Origin of the sequence: Dethiosulfovibrio peptidovorans DSM 11002, from assembly GCF_000172975.1 — a bacterium.
Classification (GTDB): domain Bacteria; phylum Synergistota; class Synergistia; order Synergistales; family Dethiosulfovibrionaceae; genus Dethiosulfovibrio; species Dethiosulfovibrio peptidovorans.
Genome location: NZ_ABTR02000001.1, coordinates 1,436,370 through 1,460,096, shown reverse-complemented (window position 1 = coordinate 1,460,096; position 23,727 = coordinate 1,436,370). Strand labels below are relative to the sequence as shown.

Below are 23,727 nucleotides of genomic sequence, written 5' to 3'. Positions count from 1 at the left end.
TCGCCTCAGTTTTTATACCAACGAGGAGGTTATCGACATGAAAATATACATGAGCGTCGACATGGAAGGCGCCACAGGAGTAGTTAGATCGGAGCAGACAAAAGCTTCTCGGGACGAATACCGTTTCGGACAAGCTATGCAGACCCACGACCTTAAGGCCGCGATAGAGGGGGCACTAGAAGGAGGGGCAAGGGAGATCCTGGTCAACGACTCCCACGACGGAATGATAAACATATCCCCTGCGGATCTCTCAAGATACGGTGGCCGGGTCAGGATAATATCCGGCTCTCCCAAGACACTCGGCATGATGGAGGGAGTGGAATGTTGCGACGGTGCCTTTTTCCTCTGCTATCACGCTATGGCAGGCACGGAGAGGGCCATTCTCGATCACACCATATCGGGTAAAGCGGTATTCGGTGTCAGGCTTAACGACAAAGAGGTCGGGGAAATAGGGCTCAACGCAGCGGTATGTTCGGAGCACTCGATCCCGGTACTTCTAGTGACAGGAGACACCGCCGCCTGCGAAGAGGCCCGTTCCGCCCTGGGACAAGAGGTCCTAACCTGTTCGGTAAAACGAGGAATCGGCCACTCCTCCGCCGACTGCCTTCCTCCCGACGATACTTTCGAGATCATCCGAAAGGGGGCCTTCGAGGCGGCTAAGAGTCTGAAGTATGGAGGGACAGGAAAAAACGAAATTCCCAGGGGAGCTTTCCAGATGGACATATCCTTCCACTACACGTCCCAGGCGGATAGCGCCGCAACGATCCCGGGAACGACCAGAATCGACGGAAGGACCGTCAGAATAAAGGGGATCGGGATGGACCTGATGAGAAGATGGGCTGGATCCCTCATCTCCCTAGGCGGATCGGTGGCATTTTAAGGACGGCCAGTCAACAGGAGCGGATGAACCTAGGTTCATCCGCTCCTGTTGACTTTTTTCGGACAAATCTCTAAAATAGAAACGTATCCACTTTTGAATCCATTCGAACAGACGAAGAAAGGGAGGCTAGCCATGGAGATACTGGCCGATGAACAGGCTTTCAGGACGATTATCGGTTTGATAGTGGAACACAGGCTTTCTCCGGGAGAGAGACTGTACGAGCCGGAACTGGTCGAGATGTTGGGGATGAGCAGGACTCCCATAAGACAGGCTCTCGGCAGACTAATGACCGAGGGCATCCTTGAGAAGATCCCGGGGCAGAAGGGATACAGAATCCCCGCCTTGACCAAGGAGGACCTGCTTCAGGTTTTCGTGGCCCGATCCACCCTGGAGGGCAGAGCGGCGGAGCTGGCGGCAGAACTGGCGACGGAGGAGGACATAGAGACCCTTTTAGAGCTCAACCACAGGGAATCCGATTTCGTAGAGCTCTACGGGAACCAGAGGAAGGGACTTTTCGCCGAGCTCAACGAGGATTTTCACACCAAGATAGTTAGACTCAGCGGGAATCTCTATTTTCAACGTCATTTCAGCCAACTCTACCATCGGTCTTCCCTTTACACCTTCTACTTCTCGCCCTACTACATACTGGACGTAAACGCTCCGGAGTATGTAGCCCGCAGAAAGGACGGAAGATATAAAAGCTCGATGGAACATAAGCTGATAGTCAGGGCTCTGAGGGAGAGAGACGGGTTGATGGCTCGAAAACACATGGAGGAACACATTCTGAACACGGTGAAACACAGGCTCAGCCTTGGGATGCTGTAGAGAAAGCGACGACAGAGATCAACTCGAAAAGGAGGAAGGATTTTGGGTAGATTCATAGTTAGGAGGCTGATGCTGGCGATTCCGGTATTGATAGGGGTCTCCATAATAGCCTTCTTGATTCTTCATCTATCCCCGGGAGACCCGGCGGAGCTCCTGGCCGGAGACGAGGCGACCCAGGCGGATATCCAGCTGATCAGGGAGGAGTTCGGACTCGACAAACCCCTGTCGACCCAGTACTTCCGCTTTATCCGAGGGGTCTTCACAGGAGAGCTGATCTCCATGAAATACGAGATACCGGTGATGGAGATAGTCGGCAAGAGGCTCAAAAACACGTTGATCCTATCCTCCGCCGCCATAGTCATCTCCGTCGTGATAGGGATAATGGCCGGGATCCTCTCGGCGGTGCATCGGTACTCGTGGATAGACTACCTGTCGACCTTCATAGCCCTTCTCGGTGTATCTATGCCGGTCTTCTGGTGGGGGCTTCTGATGATCCTCCTGTTCTCCGTAACCCTGATGTGGCTTCCATCGGGAGGAATGGGGGGCATAAGACATCTGATAATGCCGGCCATTGCCTTGGGAACGGCGTCAACCGGGATCATAGCCAGGATGACCCGCTCCAGCATGCTGGACGTACTCCAGCAGGACTATATCACGACCGCCGTCGCCAAGGGACTGAAAGAGAAACTGGTCATATACCGCCACGCCCTGAGAAACGCCCTAATTCCGACGGTGACGGTAATAGGCCTCCAGTTCGGATATATGCTGGCGGGAGCTGTTCTGACCGAGTCGGTCTTCTCCTGGCCGGGAATAGGGAGGCTGCTGGTCGACTCCATAATGGGAAGGGACTATCCGGTCGTCCAGACGGCCCTGCTGGTAATAGCTCTCATATTCGTACTGGCGAACCTTGTGGTTGACGTCCTGTATGCGCTTTTAGATCCGAGGATCAGATACAATGACTGACGTTAAAAAAACGGCAAAAAACAGATCGCACCTGAGCATAATATGGCGCAGACTCAGCCGCAGCAAAACCGCCGTGCTGGGACTGTTCATAGTGACCCTTTACGTCCTCATAGCCCTGGTGGGACCCCATATGGCTCCATACGATCCCCTGGCCCAGAACCTCAGCGACGCATTTCTGGCGCCGTCGGGAGATCATCTGATGGGCTGCGACGAGTTCGGACGAGATATATTCAGCAGGATAATCCACGGAGCTAGGGTCTCGCTGATAATTCAGTTCAACTCGGTGGTAATAGCCTTGGTCATAGGTATAGCCCTCGGAGCAATAGGAGGTTATTTCGGCGGGCTGATCGACGAGATAATAATGAGACTGATGGATATAATGCTGGCTTTTCCCGGCATGCTTCTGGCCCTGGCCATAGTGGCCATGCTGGGCCCCAACCTGACTAATCTCATAGTCGCCATAGGGATATACTCGGTGCCCCAGTTCGCCAGGGTAACCAGGGGTGCGGTCATATCGGTGAAGAAAAACGACTACGTCACGGCGGCCCAGGCCATAGGAGAGTCGAACCGATCGGTGATAATGAGATACGTGCTGCCAAACGCCCTCTCCCCCATCATCGTCCAGACCACCCTGAGGATGGCAACGGTACTCCTCACCGCGGCGGGACTGGGTTTTCTCGGACTGGGAGTGCAGCCCCCCACCCCGGAATGGGGAACCATGCTCAGCGGAGCCAGGATGTACCTTCGAACCGCCCCCTTCGTGGCGTTCTTTCCCGGCCTGGCAATAATGATAGTTGTCCTGGGATTCAATTTTTTCGGAGACGGGCTTCAGGACGCCTTGAACCCCAGACTTAAGGAGTGACCGTGGTGGCTGAGAAGATATTGGAGGTCAAGGACCTCTCTACGTGGTTCTATACGGAGGAAGGGATCGTGAAAGCCCTGGAGAAGGTGAGCTTCTCCATAGGCCAGGGAGAGATCCTGGGCATAGTGGGAGAGACCGGATGCGGCAAATCCGTCACCTCCCGTTCCATAATGGGCCTGATTCCCCAGCCTCCGGGAAAGATAGTGGAAGGGCAAGTCCTGTTTCAGGGCAGGGATCTGCTTACCCTACCGGACGACGAGATGCGCTCCGTCAGGGGCTGCGATATGGCGATGATATTCCAGGATCCCATGAGCAGTCTGAATCCGGTACTGAAGGTCGGATTCCAGGTCGAGGAGGCAATAAAGGCCCACGGTTCGGTCTCCGACGCGAAGGCAAGATCCAGGGCCCTCGAGATGTTCCATAAGGTCAACATACCGGACCCGGAGAAGTCACTGGAAAGATATCCCCATCAGTTCTCCGGAGGGATGAAACAGAGGGTGATGATAGCCATGGCCCTCTGCTGCAACCCAAAGTTGTTGATCGCCGACGAGCCTACGACCGCCCTGGACGTATCGATACAGGCCCAGATACTGTCGCTCATCAAGGATCTTCAAAGGGACTTCGGCAGCTCGATAATGCTGATATCCCACGACCTGGGAGTGATAGCCACCATGGCGCAGATGGTAGCGGTCATGTACGCCGGCAGCATCATAGAGTACGGAACGGTTCACGACATATTCGACTCGCCCCTCCATCCCTACACTAAGGGACTCATAGGGGCGATCCCGAGGCTGGACAGGGATCAGGAGCGGCTGGACGTCATAAAGGGATCCCTGCCGAATCTCATACATCTGCCGGAGGGATGCAAGTTCCGGGAACGCTGTCCCATGGCGGAGCCGATCTGCGCCACGGCCCGTCCTCCTAGGATTATCGATGACAACGGACACGAGGTGGCCTGCTATGCCTATCGTTGAGGTTTCCAACCTGAAGAAGCACTTCCCCATCGACAAAGGAATCGTTTTCCCCAAGGTCGTCGGCCACGTAAAGGCCGTCGACGGGATCTCCTTCTCCATTCCGGAGGGAGAGACCCTAGGGCTGGTAGGAGAATCGGGGAGCGGAAAGTCCACGGCGGGGAACATGATCCTACGGCTGCTCTCCCCCACGTCGGGGGACGTCCTCTACAGGGGGAGATCGGTGCTCGAGATGGACGACGTCGAGCTTCACCGGTTCAGGTCTAAGGCCCAGATGGTGTTCCAGAACCCATTCGCCTCTCTCAATCCCAGGATGATAGTCAGGGATATAGTGGGGCGGGTGCTGAAGGTCCACGGGGTAAGGGACGAAAACGACATATCCGACAGGGTGCTAAAAATCCTCCTCGAAGTGGGACTCAAGGAAGAACATATGACCCGCTATCCACACGAGTTTTCCGGAGGACAGAGACAGAGAATCGCTGTGGCCAGAGCTCTCATATCCGACCCGGACTTCATAGTCCTGGACGAGCCCACCTCAGCCTTGGACGTATCGGTTCAGGCCCAGATCCTGAACCTTTTCAAGGATCTTCAGAGCGAGAGAGGACTAACGTATCTGTTCATATCGCACGACCTCAGCGTCATAAGACACATAAGCCACAGAGTGGCGGTACTCTATCTGGGAAAGATGATGGAATACGCTTCGAAAAGGGATCTGTTCTCCTCGCCTCTCCACCCCTATACCAGAGCTCTCCTGGAGAGCATTCCTAAACCCTACGTCACAGGAGAGGACATAGAGGACAAGGTCATAAAGGGAGACATACCCAGCCCCATAGATCCCCCGGCGGGGTGCAGATTCCACACCAGGTGCCCCGAGGCCTGTGAAAGATGCAGAGACGAGGAACCGGTTTGGAGGGAGGTGAGAGAGGGACACTTCGTGGCGTGCCACCGCGTCTGAAAGGCCGGGGAACCGGCATAACGAACCTAAAGGACAAAAGGAGGTTTAAAAGGATGTTGCGAATCGGAAGAAAAGGACTGTTGCTCGCCCTCTTGACGGCCCTGGCGGCCACAAGCTTTACCGCGGCCGCCTTCGGAGGCGGCAAGGAACTTGTGATAGCAAAGAGCAGAGAGGCCCTCGCCCTGGATCCCCAGGACATAAGCGACACTCCCTCGGAGGAGATAAACCACGCCATATACGAGGGGCTGGTTACCTTCGACGAAAAACTGAACATAGTGCCCATGCTGGCGAAAGAGTGGAGCCACTCGGAGGACGGCCTGGAGTGGACCTTCAAGCTTAAAGAAGGGATCGCGTTTCACAGCGGCACTCCCTTCGACGCCAAGGCGGTAAAGGTCAACTTCGACCGGATACTGAACGGCAAATACAAGAGGACCTCCCTATACGCCCCTGTCATTGAGGAGGTCTCCGTGGTGGACGACCATACGGTCAAGTTCACATTGAAGGAGTCCTTCGGCCCGTTTCTGAACGTACTGGCCCATACCGCCGGTCTGATCCTGGACCCCAGCTACGTCCAGGACCCGAAGAAGAACGAGTCGATCAAACACAGGCCCTCCGGCACCGGACCCTTCATGCTGGACGAGTGGGAACAGGGAGACTATATCGCCCTCAAGGCCAATAAAAAATACTGGCAGGGGGAACCCAAGATCGACCGCCTCGTGTTCCGCACCGTCCCGGAGGACAGCGCCAGGGCGATGATGATAGAGACCGGAGAGGTCGACATAGCGGAGCAGATTCCTCCCACCGACGTGGAGAGGCTCGGGAAAAACAAGCGTATCGACATGAAGGTCCTCCCCTCCATAGTCGTTCAGTTCGTGGGGGTCAACTGCCAAAACGAAGTATTGAAGGACCCGGCGGTCCGCAGGGCCCTGGCCTACTCCATAGACCGCCAGGCCATATGCGATAAAATCCTCCTGGGATACGCCGAGCCGGTCAACTCCATGGTGGCCCCTCTGGTTAACGGATACAGCGAGGTCTCCGGCTTCACCTACGATCCCGAGAAGGCAAAGGCGATCCTGGAGGAAGCGGGATGGGCCGACTCCGACGGAGACGGGATCAGGGATAAAGACGGCAAGAAACTCACCGTGGAATTCTGGACCCACGGCAGGGATACCCTGTCGCTGAAGGTTCCTCAGGCTGTTCAGTCCTTCGCCTCGGCCGTCGGTTTCGACTGTAAAATGAAGGTCATGGACTGGGGCGCATTTCTGGCCGCAACGAGAAAACCCGTCGAGGAGAGTACATCTCAGCTGATGTGGCTGGGCTGGAGCCCATCCACGGGAGACGCCGACTGGGTATATCGCCCTCTCGTCCACTCTGACTACTGGCAGCCCAAGGGCCCCAACCGACCGTTCTACAGCAACGAGACCGTGGACGAGTACATAATGATCGGTTTCCACAGTGTAGATCAAGACGAGCGCAGAGAGGCATACAGGAAGGCCCAGGAAATACTCAACCAGGAGCTTCCCTGGATTCCCCTCTACAGCAGAAAGACCCTCCACGCCTTCAGCAAAAAACTGGAGAAAGTGGAATATCTTCCTCTGGACTTCGTTGTCATATCTCACGAAACCGACAAAAAGTAGCGTTTAAGACAGGCCTCCTCTAATCGGAGGGGGCCTTTTTTCGACCTCTGGGAGGGGACGAACTTGATCTCTTTCGGCATAGCTCTTTTATTCGTCGCAGCTTCATTGTTTCTTATGCCTACAAAAGCCCGAGGCTGTACCTGCATAGTGGTGGGGAAAAATGCATCCGCCACAGGCAGGGTCTTAGTGGGACACAACGAGGACGACCCGGGAAGATGCGTTATGGAGCACCACCTGGTACCTCCTGCCGACAGGCCCGTGGGAACCGCAACTTCCTTCGAGCCCTGCTCCGCCTCGATAGACCGCTCCGGGAGATCTCTAGGATACATATGGTCTCAGGCCCGTTCGGTGCCAGCCTTATCCGGGGCAGACTGCTTCCTGAACGAAAAAGGGGTCTTCGTAGCGAGCGACAGCTGCCGGCGTTCCAGACAGGACAACGAACCGGATCTGTCCAACGGAGGCCTGGTGTACGGACTCAGGATATCCATAGCGGAAAAGGCCAGATCGGCCCGCGAGGGAATCGAGATAGCAGCAGCTCTTATCGAACGATACGGATACGATAATACCGGCAGATGCTACATAATAGCCGACGCCGAGGAAGCCTGGCTTCTACAGGTTATAAAGGGAAAACACTACTGCGCCAAGAGAGTTAGCGACGACGAGGTAGCCTTTATACCGAACCATTACACCATAAGAGATATTGCCCCGGGAGAAGAAGGGGTACTTATGTCCCGAGGATTTATCGAAATGTGCGAAAAAAAAGGATGGCTGACGGTAAAAGACGACTGTTTCGACTTCGCCAGGACGGTACAGGACGGTAGCAGTGTAAACCTTCCGGGAAACCTGTACAGAAACAGACACGCCTTGTCTCGGATAACCGGAACGGACTGGAGCGAAGAGGAGGACCTTCCCTTCTCTGTCGAACCGAGGCACCCCATGGACGTCAAGGACGTCATGGGGGTCCTCAGGGACCACTACGAGGGAAGCCCCGACGACGTCAGGGGGAAATGGGATAGCTCGCCCCACTACACAGAGGTCCGACGGATATGCACCGGCACGACATTAGGAGCCCTGGTGATCCGGTTCAGAGACCGCCCGGAGCTCAATACACTCTGGACCTCTACCGGAAGACCTTGCACGTCTCCATTCGTTCCCTGGTACGGAGGGATTCTAGGCATGCCCCAGGAATTTCTGGTGGAGGATAACGAGAGCTCTCTGAAGAGACATTTTCACTTCACCCCTAAGGACATGGCCTACGATCTTTCTATACCTTGGTGGGAGATACAGCAATTTCAGTCGCTCCTGGACGGCCAGTTCGATCATAACCGTAACTTCGAGACGGTGAAAAATCACGTCGGAGAGGTGGAGAAAAACTGGCTCGACGAGGACGACGAAATAGCGGAAAAAGCCCGAGCTCTAATGGAAAAGGACGAGGAAGAAGGATTGCTGTTGCTGACCGGAGAGACCGCGAAAAAGGCGAGGCAGTCGATGGACCTGGTTCGCTATATGACCGGTAGACTTCCCAGAACGGAACTATCGACCGACTCGAAGAGGATCAGCTACAAATCGAGAGAAGAGGAGATAACCCTTTACATCAAAAGCGACGCCCGACCCGTCGAGGATAGACTCTTTTTCGGCCAGGGAATGCAATCCCCCGAAAGCTGGGCTACGGCTATAAGAGGTTCCCTCAGGAGGAGGGACTCGGACTGGGAGGTCTCCTTCAGGGTGAGGGAGCTAACGGAAAAATGCGTCCCCTGCTACAGCGACTTCTGGCTCTACGGAGTGGACGACTCGGGCAGCCCCATCGTGGGGAGCGTAGTCATAGACGTGGTCGAGGAAAGTACAGCCTGTAATAAAAAAGGATCGCCTTAAGGCGATCCTTTTTTATTACAGGCTGTACTTAGAGAACTGATCTCTCATGCCCTTTACGGCTTCAGCCAAAGCCTCGGGCTCAAGAACCATTTCCATCATGCTGATCTGGTTCTCCCATTCCTCCGGATCCGCCTCATCGCGGATATCCTGCTCGAAAATGTCGTAGACGGCTAGTCCTAACTGGACGCCAGCGAGTGGTCCTGCGTAGGTGGGGTCTCCGTTACACACGGTCTCGGCATAAATCTCTGCGCCTTCCGCGTCGGAGGAACCCAGTATAACCACGATATCCTCGGGGTTGTACTTCTCAGCAGCGTCTTTGACGCGCTGCTGGTTCTGCAGGTCCATCGCTCCAGCCGCCGTTCAGACGAAGCACTCGGTGACGGAGAAGATCACCTCGGCTCCACTGTTCTTGAAACACGCCTCCATGGCAGGTGCGGGAACACCGTCACGCTCGCCTAGAAGGATAAGTTTCTTTCCGGCCAATTTGCCCATGCTTTTCACCTCCCTCTTCTTAATGACGGCTCTCGACAAAGGGGCGACACGAGCCCTCATGCCACCGTCTGAGGCTACATTATAACCGAAAAGGTCCTTTTTTGTATCCCCCTATTACGTTTTTCTGAGGCCGTTTTTTAAGTATTTCCTCTACAGCACCGTTCTCGTCCTTGCTCTCCGTTTCTCCGTCGGGACGACGAAGCTCCACCCCCCCTTCCACGATAGCGATGTCCCACGGGAAAGGGAAGGCTCTCATCGAGGCTTTCCCGCCTTCATCGTCGAGCAAAACCGATAGTCCCTCCGATTCGAGTTTCATTCCAACCGACGCTGCTCGAGCCTCATCCTCCTCTCTTTCAAAGCGGATCGAGACCTCCGCAGGCGAGACTACACCGGGCAAGGAGGAAAGATCGAACATGGCCCCCTCCAAGGTGGTCATGTGGACCCTCGTGGTCCAGCAGAACGGCCGGGCCTTTTTCCTCTCCTCGTCCACGTAGGTAAGAGAAGGTTCCGAATCGGCGACCTCGTTCCAAAGCTCCAAAGTCGCCAAAGGGGTCACCGATGCCTCGAAGAGAGGGGCACCGCAGAGAGGACACATATCCCCGGGCTCCATCGCAGCTATGTCCGCCACGGAAGCCGAGAAATCTCTACCCCACCTGGCACCGGTGAGATGGTAATCCCTCTCGTTGGCCCCCACGACCGACCAGGAGATTCCCTCCACCGATCTGTCCGCCAGAAGAACGATTCCCTCGGGAAGCCCGATAGGACCGAGATATCCGGCCAGGTTTCCCAGGAGATCCCGGAGCTCGTCGTCCGACGACGGGTGCAGATCCGCACCGACAGCGGCGGACAGCTTATCCAAAGAGACCGATCTGTCCCCCCTTATCAGGGCGATTACCCCCTTGCCATCCAGATCGGAGAAACACATGGTCTTGACGGTCTTCTCCGGCGAAATGGACAGAAAATCACATAGGGAATCTATGGTGCTGACCCCGGGGGTATGGACTCTGGCGAGCTCGGCCTCGTCTTCGACTGGAGCCCCTCCGAACTCCATAGAAGAGGAGGCAGCCCCTCTCCAACCGCAGGAACATCCCAGTCCATCAAGCAGGGAGAGAGCCCCTTTCTCACCGTCACGGACCAGACGACATCTCGTCCCCTGGCGGACGGTCTCGTCCCATCGTCTGACCGTAAGCCCGACCTCGGCCAGGGCGATTCCCAGGGCTCTTAAAACCGAGATAGCCATGGAGGCTCCCTCTTCTTCGTCGAGACAGTAACCCTGTAGTTCCAGATCGTCTCCCCTCCTCTGGAGGAACAACGCCGGCAGCTGGATCGATCTCTTTATGTGACGTACCGCTATAGCCAAAGCACCTTCCGGTACTGGACAATGGACCCTCTGGGGGTACCAGGAGGCGAGGGCCTCTATGAGGTAGACCTCAAGCCGTCTGTCCATATCCTCTCCCAAAGGAAGCCTCATCACCGTGTGGGCGTTGGGATTCCATATGGCGAATCCGGCCTTGACCATAGCTATTACGCCTCCGTCTTTAAGCTTGGACGGGGTCTTTCCTCTAGGCGCCAACAGTTCGCTGGACTTCAACAACGATCATACCTCCCGATTATATGCTCTTCGAACTCGGCCAGACTTCTCCTTTTCCTGCCCTCCCGTCCCTCCACCGGGGAAGAGAGGAGCATGGAGTCGATCACCGATTCCTCCGTAGCCTCCACGACGGCCCGGAAGAAGCGGTTCGCCAAGCTATCGCTGACAGGAGAGATCTCGACTGGTTCCACCCCTTCGTGGGGTACCCTGTAGGCCGTAGAAAAGGCCAACGCGATCTCTCCGCTCCCGTTTCCTATGTAGGCTCCGGTCCTGACTATGCCCACCGACGCCCTCTTGCAGAGTCGCTTCAGCTGTCTGGAGGTCATGGGAGCATCGGTGGCGACGACCGCTATTATCGAACCCTGTTCCTTCAATCTCTCAGGAGGAGCCTCCCTAAAAATGGCCTTCCCGACCTTGACCCCGTCGATCGACAGGTCTTTCATCTCACCGAAATTCGAGAGCACCAGCACTCCCACGGTGTAACGAGCCCCGTCCAGTTCTACCAGACGGGAGGAGCTCCCTATGCCTCCCTTGAGCTGATAGCAGGACATGCCCTTTCCCGCTCCGACGTCTCCCATGGAGAAATTCGGCGAGGCGGATCTAACGGCCTCGCCTACATGTCGGGGTTTAACGTTAAGCCCTCTTATATCGTTCAGAAAACCGTCGTTGCACTCGCACACCACCGAATTTACCGTTCCTGTGGTGTCTCCAATCCCCTCGTCCGTGGCCAGCATCTCGTCGACCAGCCCTCTGACGCAGTCTCCCACCGAAAGGGTATTGGTCAGCACGATCGGGGTTTCCAGGGTTCCCAGTTCCTCTATCTGGACGAGTCCCACCGACTTTCCGAACCCGTTTATGACGTGGCAACCGGCGGGAAACTTGTGTCTGAAAGTATTTCCCGATCCCGGTATGATCGCCGTCACCCCGGTCTTCACCGGTCCGTCGTCCAATGTGACGTGCCCCACCGATACCCCTTGGACATCGCCAATGGAATTTTTAGCACCGGTCGGCATAAAACCGATCTCTATTCCCATCTCCCTGGCTCTTACCACATCGACGTCCACCTTATAGGTCGAAAGAGGCCAATACCGGCGTGTGATCCGAGGGCTTTTCCCAACCTCGAGGGTCCCGATATACCCAGCTGTCCGACGATAACTTGGCCAGATCGGGAGAAGCCAGGATATGATCTATCCTCCAGCCGATGTTTCTGTCCAGGGCGTTCTTGACCCGATAGTCCCAGAAGGAAAACTCACCTTCCTCCGGCCGATGGGATCGGAAAACATCCACCAGCCCCTGACAGACGGTCCCGAAGAGATCCCTGATATCCCTGTGAAAGCACACGTGTTTCGCCTTGTTCTTAGGGTTGGCGACGTCCTTTTCCTCCGGAGCTACGTTCATATCCCCCACCCACAGGACCCTCTTACCGTCGGAGATACGATCGGATATCGTCCTTTGTGTCCTTCTCAGAAACTCCTGTTTCATCAGATAGTCGTCGTGATCGATGGATTTTCCCTGAGGAACGTAGGTATTCATAACCCAGATATCGCCGAAACGAACCGACAGAGCCCTTGTGTCGAAGACAGGTTCCTTTCCATCGTCAAAGCCGTAGACTATTTCGTCCGGCTCCTCCAGGGAAGCTATCGCCACGCCGTTGTAACTTTTTTGGCCTCTGAAGGCCACAAAGTACCCCATGTCCACGAAGGCCTGGAGAGGAAAATCCTCATCCCTCGCCTTGGTCTCCTGAAGACACAGGACGTCCACTTTGCTATCATTGAGCCATCTCTCCAAAATGGGAAGTCGGCTTCTCACCGAGTTGACGTTGAAGGTCGCTATGGTCCAGGACACTGAGATCCCCGCCTTTCTAGTCGATTTAGCCTACATTTTACATCAATCGGAGAGACGAAGAGGAGGTCGGTACATGAAGATACAGAGACAGAGTCGCTACCTCCTGGGCTGGATATCGGGGGTAACTCTGACGGGGATACTGGGCATGAGGTTTTTTCTGGGCCTGTCGTGGGTGGACTCGATCTTCTACACCGCCACCACAGTCTCCACCGTGGGATACGGAGCTCCTCCGGGAGTGGACGACTCGGACAAGCTCTTTCTCGCTATTCTCATCGCCGCCAGCCTGGGAACGGTGGGATACGCCATAGGCATAGTCAGCCAGAATTTCTTCACCATGCATATAAGGGCCTCCCTGGGCAAGGGACACGACAGGAGGATAAAAAGAATGGACAACCACTGGATAATATGCGGACTGGGAAGATACGGTAGACAGGTGGCGGCGATGCTGCGACACGAGGAAGTTCCCTTTTCCGTAATAGAGAGCAAGGAGGAAGTGGTAGTGGAGGCCAGGGATCAGGGGTATCTCATGGTACAGGGCGACGCCAGTGAGGAGGACGCACTACTCAACGCCGGGGTCGAGAGAGCCAAGGGACTTATCGTCACACTCGACAGCGACGCTCAGACGGTGTACGTCGCACTGACCGCCAGAGCCCTCAACAGGGATATCCACATAGTAGCCCGAGCCAGCGACACGAAATCCGTATCGGTTCTGACCAAGGCAGGGGTCAACAGGGTGGTCAACCCGGTGATAGCGGGATCGGCGTCTCTGGTCCGAGCCTCGCTCAAACCCTCGGTAGCGGATCTTTTGGACCTGGTGGTCATGTCGAGAAAACTGGACCTCGACTTTTCCACCGTTACGGTGGAAAAAGGGTCCTCCCTGGCAGGGAAGACCCTTATGGAACTGGACTTCAGAAACGCATACGACGTCACGGTCCTTGCCATACTAGGCGCCGACGACGCCCCGGTGTACAACCCAACGGGAGGGCAGACCATAAGGGGCGGCGACAAGATAATGGTCTTCGGAGAAAGACACCGTATAGCATCTCTAAGGGAAGCCCTCGGAAAACTAGCTACCTAACGGAGATACTCGTCTTTTCGAACCAGTCCGGAAGGACCGTTTCCGTCCACGATCCTGAGACAGTTCTCAAGAGCTATCTCCAGAGCCTCACGAGGAGCTGTCTCGGTCTGGTTCGAGTTGTGAGACGAGCCCACAAGATTCGGCAACTCCATCAGGGGTTCATCGGTCGAGAAGGCCCCTCCGTCTCTGGGCTCGTTCCACCATACGTCCAAAGCGGCGAAAAAGTCGGGGCTGCTCTTCAATCTGCGGTAGAGAGCTCCTTCATCTACTATGGCGGCCCTGGCTATGTTTACCAGAATTGCGTCGTCCTTCATGGAAGTCAGGATATCGTCGTCGAAAAGACCCTCGGTCTCCTTGGTCAGAGGAAGCGCCAGGACTACCAGATCGGCCTGTCCGAGAGCTTCCTTGAGCTCCGACATGGTCCAGCCCCGGCTGAGAAGGGAGTCCTCCGGCCTACGCCTTCCCAGACCTTGAACCTCCATTCCGAACCGAGACAATACCGACGCGGTTTCCCTGCCGATTCCCCCGTAGCCTACTATCAGAGCGACTTTCTCCTTCAGGGTTTTCAGTCCGTATCCCATAAAACCGAAAATCCCATCCGACAGGTCCCGGGTCTGCTGGACCAGCCTCCTGGAACAGCACAGGGCCATAGCAAGGACGTGCTCCGCTATGGGAGGGGCCCAACCGCCCACGTTGGCGTAGAGATCGGTATCGTCGCCCAGACGATCCATCGGAACCTGGTCCACCCCGGCCGAAACCGTCTGGACCGCAGGAACATTCCTAAGAGCCGCCCATTCCCCATCTGTCAATTCCTTCGAAGTGAGAAACTGACAGAGAAGAAGATCGCATTTTTCAAGCTCTCCCGGCCTGTCTTCCTCGGCGAGGTCCTTCAACCAAACGACCTCTATGCCTTTAAGTATCCTCTCCACATTCTCCGATACCCCGTCGGGTCCGAAGGTTATCCCTATCCTGCCAGACATAAAAACCCTCCTTTTATTCTCGATTATGCCCACCGGGGGCATATCTGCAGACTACAAAGCCATTTTACTATCGCAGCCCACGATCGACAAAGGTCAAAAAAGGTCACCCCCTAAAAACACTCTAATGACCTGAATAGGGGCCTTTTCAGATCCACGATCGGATGTAAAATAACAGAAAAAACAAGGCGGTGACCCTATGAGATACGAAGACACCCCTCCTGCCGTGAGGGTCAGAAAAAAGGAAAGCTCCTGTTCCGCCAAGGAACCACCTCGTCTCGATTCTTCTCTTATATCCCAGATGTCCACCGCCACCATCGCGGCGGTCAGGTCGGCCCTCCGAGGGCTTACCGATGGGGATGGAGCCGCCCTGGCACAGGCCGCCAGAAACGGCCATATAGTAGAGGAATTGTTCATGCAGGAGAACGACCTCTCCCAAATGGAATCGCCGGAGAGGGATCTCCTCGACCTGGCGAAAAGGCTCAGCCACGTAGCCTCTCTAGCGGTAGAGGCAGGCAGAGAGGACGACGTCATGAAATCCGTGATGGGCGAACTTCCCCTCTATATCAAGACCATACTGGACGACCTAGCACCATCGCCGGCGAGATGCTATCTGCCATCCTCCGGCGTCAGAGCCTCCAAAAAAAGGCTTTCGTGCATAAAGGATGAGTTGGTGAACTCCATGGCCAGGACCTCCGATCCGAAGACGATAAGGTCGGGGATCTCCATCTTCAAGCTGATAGAGCATCTGGAAGAGGCCATGCCTTTGGCCATAAAGGTCGGAATCGCCTTGTCCAAAGCGAGGAAAAGGATATAATGTGAATATACGGTTCTTTCAAAAAAGTCCATCGACAGAGGAGAGGGGAGGATTTTTTCATGAAGATGAAAGAAGCACTGGAGCTAGCGATCCATGCGGAGATAGAGGCTGGAGAGTTCTACAGGGCCTGGGCGGAGAACACCGACAAGGATTTCCTTAAAAAAGAGCTCGACAACCTGGCGATATGGGAAGGAGAACACGAGGAGGGGCTCAAGAAGCTGTATCTACAGGAATTCGGTGTAGCCTTCGAGAGAGATCCGTCCATCGTGGTGGAACCAGAGCTAAAGGTCCAGACGAAGGACTTCGGCGACGTTACCAGCCTTCTCAGGATAGCCTCCGCCGCCTATCTGTCCGAGATGCGCGCCGCCGAACTATACGAAAGGATGGCGGAGGGCTCAACCGGAGAGGCCAAGGACATCTTCGTCAAGCTCAAGAAGATGGAGGAAAGCCACATGGATCTGGCCAAGAAAAGATATATGAGCATAAGGGAGGACGTCGTAGGCTTCAAGGCCTTCTGATTCCAGTCTACCTGAGAACATCTACAAAAGGCGCCGAGGTCATGGGGCATACCCCTGTCCTCGGCGCCTTTAGAAAAATCATAGCTCCCTGAGCTTTCTCCTCAGGACCTTTCCAGAAGGAGAAACGGGAAGTCCCTCCACGAAATCCACCTTTCTAGGGATCTTGTAATGAGCGAGCTTGCCCTTACAATAGGATATGAGCTCCCTGGCCGATACGGATCGGCCCTCTTCCAAAACGACGAAGGCCCTTCCTATCTCGCCCTGAACCGGGTGGGCCATGGCGACCACAGCCACCTGAGCAACCGCCGGATGGCGACTGATGACTCTTTCCACCTCCTGGGGATATACGTTGAAACCTCCCACTATTATTATGTCGGTGGCCCTGTCTAGGACCGTGATATATCCGTTCTCGTCGAACCTCACGATATCCCCGGTATTGTACCATCCGTCAGCCATCCGTTCCGCCGTAATCTCCGGAGCCTTGTAGTAACCGTTGAACACCGACGGACCCTTGACCCAGAGGATACCGTCCTCTCCGTGCCCCAATGCCTTGCCGGAGTCGTCCCGAACCTCCCAGCTGTAACCTGGAATCACCGGACCGATGGTTCCCAGCTTTCTGGAATCGTAGCTCGGGTTGACCGCCACGACAGGAGAACACTCGGTGGTTCCGTACCCCTCAAGCAAGGGCACACCTAAAAACTCCTTCGAGGCCGAGTCCAGCTCAAGATTCAGACGGTCTCCTCCGGTAACGACCATACGGACCGATTCGGGACGGGGAGCTCCGTGGATTATGGCCCTCTTGAGGAAGTCCACCATGGCCGGGACGAGAAGGAGAACGGTGGCCTCCCCCTCCTTTATGGCCTCCAGCGTTCCTCCGGGAGGCATGAAAAGGGGGACGACTACCTGCATCGCACCGTGGACCAATCCCATCAGTCCTCCCAGGGTAAGCCCGAAAGAGTGAAAGTTGGGAAGGGCCCACAGGATCCGATCCTCCTGCCCCAGGTTAAGCACGGACCAGCAAACGTCCACGTTGTCCAACAGGTTGCTGTGGGAGAGGGGGACAGCCTTGGGTAGCCCGGTGGTACCGGAGGTAGCGAAGATAACCGCCATGTCCCCGTCGGTTCTCTCCGTGTCGGCTTTTCCGGAAAGGGAGGATATCGGACCGTCCAACGGCATCCTTGATACAGGGTATCTCTCCACGAAGATCTCCGTCTTGTCGTCGCCTTCTCCGCACACGACGGTAAAAGGACCCACCAGATCCAAAGTAGACAGCAATACGTCCGACCCGGCGCGATAGTTGAGAGGTACGACGGTTCCCTTAAGTCGCCAAACCGCAAGAGCCAGGGCCAAAAAGGCGGGGCAGTTGGGGACCAACGTCACCAGACGATGGCCTTCGCCGAATCCGGCCTCCCTCAACAGAACCTCGTCTCTGTCCGCCATAGAGGATAGATTTGACCTGCTCAGCCAATCGCCACCCCACCAAAGGGCATCGGCCTCTCCGTCCTCTGCTAGAACTGGTAAAATCCTCTCTTCCAATCTTTCCACTCTAACGCCTCCCCCGGGTTCCCCCAATACGGTAAAATACACATAGGGAAATATTGTAATATCTAAATCCATTCCTGTCCAAAGGGATGCATCAAAAAGCAAGTACCTAAGACCTATCCAGTGGTATCATTGGCTCATTCCACCAAGAGAATACGGAGGGAAAATCCAATGAAAGATCTATACCAAGAACTTACGTCTGAGATAGACGACATCATATCCGAAAAAGCCCCCTATGCGGCAGCTCTAAGCGATGATCTGGCCGACAATCCCGAGCTGGGAGGACAGGAATTCCGTTCGAGCGAGAAGATGTCCAATTTCCTGCGGGAAGCGGGGCTTCTGGTGGAGAGACCCTTTATGGATATTCCCACAGCCTACAGAGCTACAGCAGGAGACGGAGGACCGGTGGTCGCCCTTCTGGCGGAATACGACGCTCTGCCTGGGCTCGGTCACGCCTGCGGCCACTGTCTCAGCGGGGCAATGAGCCTTCTGGCTGGAGCGGCTCTGGCCAAGGTAGCTAAAAAGGTCGAGGCGACCCTTTGGGTAGTCGGAACTCCCTCGGAGGAGACCGACGGGGCCAAGGTCACCATGTCGGAGGCGGGAATATTCGACGAGGTCGCCCTGGCGGCTATGATCCACGCCGACTCGGATGGATCCCACGTAGGCTACAGGAGCCTGGCCATGGACGCCCTGGAGTTTCGTTTCACAGGAAAGGCCGCCCACGCCGCCGGGGCTCCCTGGGAGGGCAGAAACGCTCTAAACGGCGTACAACTTTTCTTCCATGCGGTGGATATGTTAAGACAGCACGTAAAACCGGAGGTCAGAATGCACGGAATAATTTCCTCTGGAGGCGAGGCCCCCAACATAGTGCCCCAAGAGGGAGCGGCGAAATTCTACTTCCGATCGCCCACCAGATCCTATCTAAACGAACTCACCGAAAAAATCTACGATTGCGCAAGAGGCTCCGCCATGGCGACCGGGACCGAGGTATCATGGTCTAACGTCGAGTTCAGCTTCGACGAGATGATCCCGAACGAGCCAGCGGAGAGAATGATGGAAGGGGTTTTCGACGAACTGGGAGTTCCCTACGACCCGCCCCACGGAGCCCAAGGTTCCAGCGACGTGGGAAACGTGTCACACAAATGTCCGGCCCTCCAGCCGCAGCTCTCCATAATGGACGTATACGCCGCCCACCATACGGAGGAGTTCGAGAGGGCAGTCAAAACCGACAGAGCTCATAGGGCCATAGAGACCGGCGCCAGGATACTGGCCAGGGCGACGCTTAAGACCTGGCTGGACCATGATCTCAGGGAAAAGATGAGCTCGGCCATATCACGATAGAGGGCATCTCTAAAAGCTAACGTCCGAGTCTCCTCGTAGAGGTCATCCCGCCTGCGCCCTGTCTCGCCCGAGCCTGTCGGAACGACCTCTACGAAGATCAGCGTTTTTAGAGATGCCCTAGAGGTGGTCCGCTACTATCCGCAATAAACCGGGAGGTGGTGCAGTTTGAACAGGGAAGGACGAGACAAAGACAGTTTCTTCACCCTTACCCGCGACGACATAAAAGAAGAACCTCTCCCGGATCTGAGGAAAAACGCCCTTCAGATCTTCCTGAGCATGCTGGTTTTCGTCACCTTCATATCGACCCAGATCTGGATGGACCGAAGGGCCATAGAGAGACACGAGTCGACCTTCAACATACAGCAAAGCCGCCAGGTAATGGTCGGCAGGGAGGCTATGGAGGACAGGCTAAGATCCCTCATAAGCAGGCTGTCGAGCCTCACCAACACGTCTCTCCCTCAGGCCATAAGGATGGACGCCACGGACTTCATTAAGGAGAGACTCTCTCTGATGGTCCACGCCAACGAAGACATAGCGGCGGTTCTGTTGAAGCTGAAGGACGGTACAGGATGGGAATACTCCTACAACCGCCTGATCTCCCCCGGACCGGCGGCCCTCAGAAAGGCCAGAGAAGTCATGACAGTGGGAATGGGCGACCTCTCCAGAAAAGCCTCTCCCGTAAGGGTGGATACCGTGAATATAGTTGATAGACACCCGATAATGGTGATTACCTTCGACATATTCTCAGGCCATGGAGAACATCGAGGACATATGGTTGTCGCCCTGGACCTGCTCCCGGCGATAGATCGCTACGTCGTTCCCCTTCGAGGGGGTTCTCACGGATGGGCTTACCTCGTCGACGAGGGCGGAAAGATCCTTTACCACCAGTATCCCTCTCTGACCGGCTCTTCGGCATCGTCCTTTCTGACAGGAGACGGAGAAAGTATAGATACCATGATGGGGCATCCCTGCGGAGAGGGCTCCCTTTACGAGAACTACGGCTCGGGACGGGACAGAAAGCTGGTGGCCTGGGATACCCTCAGGATATTGAATCGCAAGCTGTTACTGGTTCTGTCTACTCCTGAAGAGGACGTGGACGCCATAGTGCAGGAGGACAGGACACTGCGTTTTCTCCTTGGGCTCATGCTCCTCAGCTCTCTATCTCTTTCGTTTCTTTGGGTAGCCGACAGAAGACACAGGGCTAAGCTAAGGGAAAGCGAGGCAAGATACCAGACCATAATCGACGATCAATTCGAACTGGTGAGCCGTTTCGACACGGACGGAAGGTACTCCTTCGTCAACGACGCATATTGCTGCTTTTTCGGAGTTAAGAGAGAGGACGTTCTGGGCAAACCACTGGGATCGGTCAGGGACTCGAGATACGCTCGTATTTCCATGGAGCTGTTCAAATCCATCTCCTTAGACAACCCGTTCAACTTCAACGAGGAGAGGATATCCATGCCGGACGGTTCGACGAGATATCTAAGCTGGTCGAACCGAGGGATCTTCGACGAAGAGGGGAAACTCATCGAGATACAGGGCGTCGCCCGGGACATCACCGACAGAAAAGAGGTCGCGTTGGCCCTCCAAGAGGAGACTTTACAGCTGGAGAACCTGCACAGCATAGTACAGAAGCTGACCTCCGCCGGGAGCAAGTCGGAATTGATACGGTCCCTGATAGAATCTCTGACGAAGGAAATGGACTACCGAAGCGCCTTCGTGTCCCTGAGATCCGGAAACGACGAAGGATCGGAGCTGTTCAGCAGCGGCGACAGGAAAAGACCTCATGTTAAGACCGAGGACCAAGCTATGACTACTGAGCACCACATCGTCTTCCAAAGGGAAGATCGACTCACACAACTGTCCGTGCCGGTGGCCTTCAAGGGAAGAAAACTCGGCGTGCTTTCGGTCCTGTCTACGATGAAACCGAAAGAAAGAGAGATCAAAAAGATCTCCATATTGTCGGACCATCTAGCAGGGCTGCTCGTTCTGCTGGAGGTGATGGACAAGAGGACCAGAGAGGCATTGATAGATCCCCTGACCGAGATATGGAACAGAAGGTACATCCTCAAACACCTGGAGAGCGAGAACAACCGGATAAAGCGCTACGGCGAGAAGGCCAGCCTGGCAATAATAGACCTGGGAGAGTTCAAACTGGTGAACGATCTTTACGGCCACGAGGCCGGAGACGAGACCTTGAAGAAAATCGCTTCTGTCCTGAAGGAAAGCATAAGGAGTTGCGACATGGTGGCCCGATACGGAGGAGACGAATTCCTCGTGTACCTGCCTAATACGTCTCCCAAGCAGGCGGAGGTAGTGCTGTCCAGAGCCAGCCAGATGGTGGCGATACGTGACTTTCCCCATCCGATCGCCCTCGATTATGGTATAGCGGGGTTCCCCGACGACGGAGAGACCATCGAAAAAATCATAAAGGTGGCGGACGACAGAATGTACGCCGCCAAGACCAGGAGGAAACAAAAAAGATAGACGAAAGGAGCGCTCGCCCCTTGTAAGGGGCGAGCGCTCCTTTCGTCTATCTTACTTATCGGCTTCGCCGTAGAGCTGCCGGTATACGAAAAGGTTTCCCATGACCTTCTTCACGTATCCTCTGGTCTCGGTGAAGGGTATCTCCTCCATCCACAGGTCCAGGGGTCTGTCTCCGAAAGACCTGTTCCATTTGTTGACGTTGCCGCTCCCGGCGTTGTAGGCCGCCAGTGACCACTCCAACCTTCGGTAGGAACGGAGCAGCCTGGAGATATGAGCGGTCCCGAGGGTTACGTTGTCCCTCACCGAGAACAGATCATATTTCTCCATCTTTAGGGTATCCGCCTCCCACTTGGCCGTACGGGGCATCAGCTGCATGAGACCGGAAGCCCCTACCCAGCTCACTGCGGAGGGGTTGAAAGCGCTTTCCTGCTTCATTATGGACCATATCATGGCAGGCTCCACCTGAAAACGGTTCGCCATCTCCTCCACGACTTCTCTATATGGCCTAGGATATAGGAATTTCGCCAGATCCCTGTAAACCCCGTCGGGTCCTACGGCGTAGGACGACAGCGAACGGGCGGCTCTAAAAGCCTCGTCCTCGTTGCCCATCCACGCCGCCAGCCAAGCTCCGTTGTATCTCTTCTGAGGATCGGAGCTGCCGGAAAGACGCATCTTAGCGTGAATGACGAAGCCCCAACGTTCCAGCTCGGATTCCTCCCTCTTTAACTTTCCCGCTCCAGGAACCATAGATACGGGGTCGCCGGGAAAGGCAAGATAGGAATATATCGATAACGGATAGTTTTCCGAGAGGGCCTTGAATGATTTAACCGCTTCGTCCGGACGATTCAGTCTCTCCAGGCATCTGCCCTTCCAGTAAAGGTGCTCCGCCGGAGCCATTCCCTTGGAACTCGACGCCTTCTCGAAAAAGGAGAGAGCCCCTTCGTAGTCCCCTTTGTCCCAACGAACCCAGGCCCTGTCCCACAGGATCGAGCTCGCCTCGGAGGATCGGGGGTAAAGCTTCAGGATCCTGTCCTCCTCGTCAGTCTTAGCCTCTCCGGAGAGGATCCCGACGTAGGAGACCGCCGCCGACAGAGCCCTGTCTCCAGAGAGCTCTCTGGAGGCCCTGAAGAGGATCTTCTCCGCCTCCTCCATATACCCTCTCTTGGCTATAAGGGCAATCCTCCTGCTACCCCGAACGACATAATCGTTGTCCTCCATGAAGATCAACCTGGACAACAGAGGAAGGGCCTCTCCATAACGTTTCAGTCGATAGAGCGCCATGGACCTATAGTAGAGGGCACTCTGTGAGAAGGAACCGCTCAGCGGGACCTGGGCCAGGTATTTCACCGCCTCGTCGTGATCCTCACGAAGATAGGCGGCGTATCCCAGACGGTAAGACCTTTCCCGGGACGGAGAGGCCTTCTCGAAGAGCTTCAAGGCCCTGGAGTTGAGGGGCCTTATCCTGAGAGCCGCCGAGGCGTCGGATATAGAGGGATCGGAAAAATCCATCAGATCGTCCAGGGTCTTGGCCTTCAAGGTGGAATCGTCCGTGGCCGAGAGCATCCTTCGCATCCATTTACGTCTTTCCTCCTCGTTGCCGGTGAGCCTCGACAGGGCATAGCAGACATAGTAGGTCAAATCCTCGGGGGGCGAGGACAGATAGAGGTCCAAAGCCTCTCCGTAGGCGGCCTTTGGATCGCCGATCCTCTCCAGGGCCAGCACCCTCAGCATCGACGCGTAGGGTCTGATTTCCTCAGGGTAACGGTCTCCCACCTCATCCATCAAGACAAGCGCATCTTCCCAACGGCCCTTCGTCCAGAGACCGTTGGCCAACATAGACATCTCCCTGGGAGACAGGTCCTCCGACGTCACGGAGGCCAACTCGTCCCATCGACGTTCCCAGAAAAGTCGTTCGACCTCCGAGGAGAACGACGGCGAGACCTCAAGCGAAAGCGACATAGCTAGACACAAAACCATGGGAAACATAAATTTTTTCATGTAAAAACGGGCCTCCTTCCGAATCATACAACAGCATACCATGGCGCACCTCGCCTTCAAAGGGCTATAATCTCTA

At 55.5% G+C, this 23,727-nt stretch carries 20 protein-coding genes; 13 read left to right on the top strand and 7 right to left on the bottom strand.

What is annotated here, in order from left to right; genetic code table 11:
• Positions 1 to 37: 37 nt before the first annotated feature.
• The 8 genes from DPEP_RS06950 (at position 38) to DPEP_RS06915 (ending at position 8,965) form a co-directional block, all read left to right on the top strand.
• Entirely contained in the window at positions 38 to 880 is an 843-nt protein-coding gene (locus DPEP_RS06950; protein WP_005660800.1) for a M55 family metallopeptidase, read from the top strand.
• Between the two features lie 132 nt (positions 881 to 1,012).
• The gene (locus tag DPEP_RS06945; RefSeq protein WP_005660798.1) at positions 1,013 to 1,705 is read left to right on the top strand and encodes a GntR family transcriptional regulator; all 693 of its coding nucleotides are present in this window, start codon (positions 1,013 to 1,015) and stop codon (positions 1,703 to 1,705) included.
• Positions 1,706 to 1,747: 42 nt separating this feature from the next.
• Complete coding sequence (locus DPEP_RS06940) at positions 1,748 to 2,668, top strand: ABC transporter permease (RefSeq protein WP_005660797.1); 921 nt, start codon at positions 1,748 to 1,750, stop codon at positions 2,666 to 2,668.
• Complete coding sequence (locus tag DPEP_RS06935) at positions 2,661 to 3,530, top strand: ABC transporter permease (RefSeq protein WP_005660795.1); 870 nt, start codon at positions 2,661 to 2,663, stop codon at positions 3,528 to 3,530. Before DPEP_RS06940 ends, DPEP_RS06935 begins: the two co-directional genes overlap by 8 nt.
• 2 nt (positions 3,531 to 3,532) lie before the next feature.
• Complete coding sequence (locus tag DPEP_RS06930; protein WP_005660794.1) at positions 3,533 to 4,504, top strand: ABC transporter ATP-binding protein; 972 nt, start codon at positions 3,533 to 3,535, stop codon at positions 4,502 to 4,504.
• Positions 4,491 to 5,456 (top strand): ABC transporter ATP-binding protein, encoded by a 966-nt coding sequence (locus DPEP_RS06925; RefSeq protein WP_005660792.1) that lies wholly within the window; start codon positions 4,491 to 4,493, stop codon positions 5,454 to 5,456. Before DPEP_RS06930 ends, DPEP_RS06925 begins: the two co-directional genes overlap by 14 nt.
• A gap of 53 nt (positions 5,457 to 5,509) precedes the next feature.
• Positions 5,510 to 7,093 carry a glutathione ABC transporter substrate-binding protein gene (locus tag DPEP_RS06920; protein ID WP_005660791.1) on the top strand — a complete coding sequence of 528 codons (1,584 nt, stop codon included), beginning with the start codon at positions 5,510 to 5,512 and terminating at the stop codon, positions 7,091 to 7,093.
• A 63-nt stretch (positions 7,094 to 7,156) separates the two neighbouring features.
• Positions 7,157 to 8,965, top strand: coding sequence for a C69 family dipeptidase (locus DPEP_RS06915; protein WP_005660789.1), 1,809 nt, complete (start codon positions 7,157 to 7,159; stop codon positions 8,963 to 8,965).
• Between the two features lie 15 nt (positions 8,966 to 8,980).
• Here the strand turns inward: DPEP_RS06915 and grdA are convergent, their stop codons facing one another.
• From grdA to xth, 4 genes are all read right to left on the bottom strand, one after another.
• Positions 8,981 to 9,457, bottom strand: a complete 477-nt coding sequence (gene grdA / locus DPEP_RS06910) for a glycine/sarcosine/betaine reductase complex selenoprotein A (RefSeq protein WP_083797550.1) — start codon at positions 9,455 to 9,457, stop codon at positions 8,981 to 8,983.
• 79 nt (positions 9,458 to 9,536) lie between these two features.
• Positions 9,537 to 11,051, bottom strand: a complete 1,515-nt coding sequence (locus tag DPEP_RS06900; protein ID WP_005660784.1) for a YbaK/EbsC family protein — start codon at positions 11,049 to 11,051, stop codon at positions 9,537 to 9,539.
• Complete coding sequence (locus tag DPEP_RS06895; protein WP_005660783.1) at positions 11,045 to 12,100, bottom strand: DmpA family aminopeptidase; 1,056 nt, start codon at positions 12,098 to 12,100, stop codon at positions 11,045 to 11,047. Before DPEP_RS06895 ends, DPEP_RS06900 begins: the two co-directional genes overlap by 7 nt.
• Before the next feature lie 13 nt (positions 12,101 to 12,113).
• Positions 12,114 to 12,893, bottom strand: coding sequence for an exodeoxyribonuclease III (gene xth, locus DPEP_RS06890; RefSeq protein WP_005660781.1), 780 nt, complete (start codon positions 12,891 to 12,893; stop codon positions 12,114 to 12,116).
• Positions 12,894 to 12,966: 73 nt separating this feature from the next.
• Between xth and DPEP_RS06885 the strand changes: the two genes are divergently transcribed.
• Positions 12,967 to 13,971: a potassium channel family protein gene (locus tag DPEP_RS06885; protein WP_005660778.1), complete on the top strand. Its 1,005-nt coding sequence runs from the start codon at positions 12,967 to 12,969 to the stop codon at positions 13,969 to 13,971.
• Here DPEP_RS06885 and DPEP_RS06880 read toward each other — a convergent pair.
• Positions 13,968 to 14,951, bottom strand: coding sequence for a 2-hydroxyacid dehydrogenase (locus DPEP_RS06880; protein WP_005660777.1), 984 nt, complete (start codon positions 14,949 to 14,951; stop codon positions 13,968 to 13,970). The two genes, DPEP_RS06885 and DPEP_RS06880, sit on opposite strands and share 4 nt — an antisense overlap.
• A 196-nt stretch (positions 14,952 to 15,147) precedes the next feature.
• Here DPEP_RS06880 and DPEP_RS06875 point away from each other — a divergent pair, with 196 nt between their 5' ends.
• Positions 15,148 to 15,765, top strand: coding sequence for a hypothetical protein (locus DPEP_RS06875; RefSeq protein WP_005660775.1), 618 nt, complete (start codon positions 15,148 to 15,150; stop codon positions 15,763 to 15,765).
• Between the two features lie 59 nt (positions 15,766 to 15,824).
• The gene (locus tag DPEP_RS06870; RefSeq protein WP_005660773.1) at positions 15,825 to 16,283 is read left to right on the top strand and encodes a ferritin-like domain-containing protein; all 459 of its coding nucleotides are present in this window, start codon (positions 15,825 to 15,827) and stop codon (positions 16,281 to 16,283) included.
• A gap of 78 nt (positions 16,284 to 16,361) precedes the next feature.
• On the opposite strand, the gene DPEP_RS06865 is transcribed toward DPEP_RS06870, so the two are convergent.
• Entirely contained in the window at positions 16,362 to 17,828 is a 1,467-nt protein-coding gene (locus tag DPEP_RS06865; protein WP_005660771.1) for an AMP-binding protein, read from the bottom strand.
• Positions 17,829 to 17,996: 168 nt separating this feature from the next.
• On the opposite strand from DPEP_RS06865, the gene DPEP_RS06860 reads away from it, so the two are divergent.
• Both DPEP_RS06860 and DPEP_RS06855 read left to right on the top strand, forming a co-directional pair.
• The gene (locus DPEP_RS06860) at positions 17,997 to 19,166 is read left to right on the top strand and encodes a M20 family metallopeptidase (RefSeq protein ID WP_005660769.1); all 1,170 of its coding nucleotides are present in this window, start codon (positions 17,997 to 17,999) and stop codon (positions 19,164 to 19,166) included.
• A 165-nt stretch (positions 19,167 to 19,331) separates the two neighbouring features.
• Entirely contained in the window at positions 19,332 to 21,653 is a 2,322-nt protein-coding gene (locus DPEP_RS06855) for a sensor domain-containing diguanylate cyclase (RefSeq protein WP_005660766.1), read from the top strand.
• 51 nt (positions 21,654 to 21,704) lie between these two features.
• Here DPEP_RS06855 and DPEP_RS06850 read toward each other — a convergent pair whose 3' ends face one another.
• Positions 21,705 to 23,651 (bottom strand): transglycosylase SLT domain-containing protein, encoded by a 1,947-nt coding sequence (locus DPEP_RS06850; protein ID WP_005660764.1) that lies wholly within the window; start codon positions 23,649 to 23,651, stop codon positions 21,705 to 21,707.
• Positions 23,652 to 23,727 lie beyond the last annotated feature (76 nt).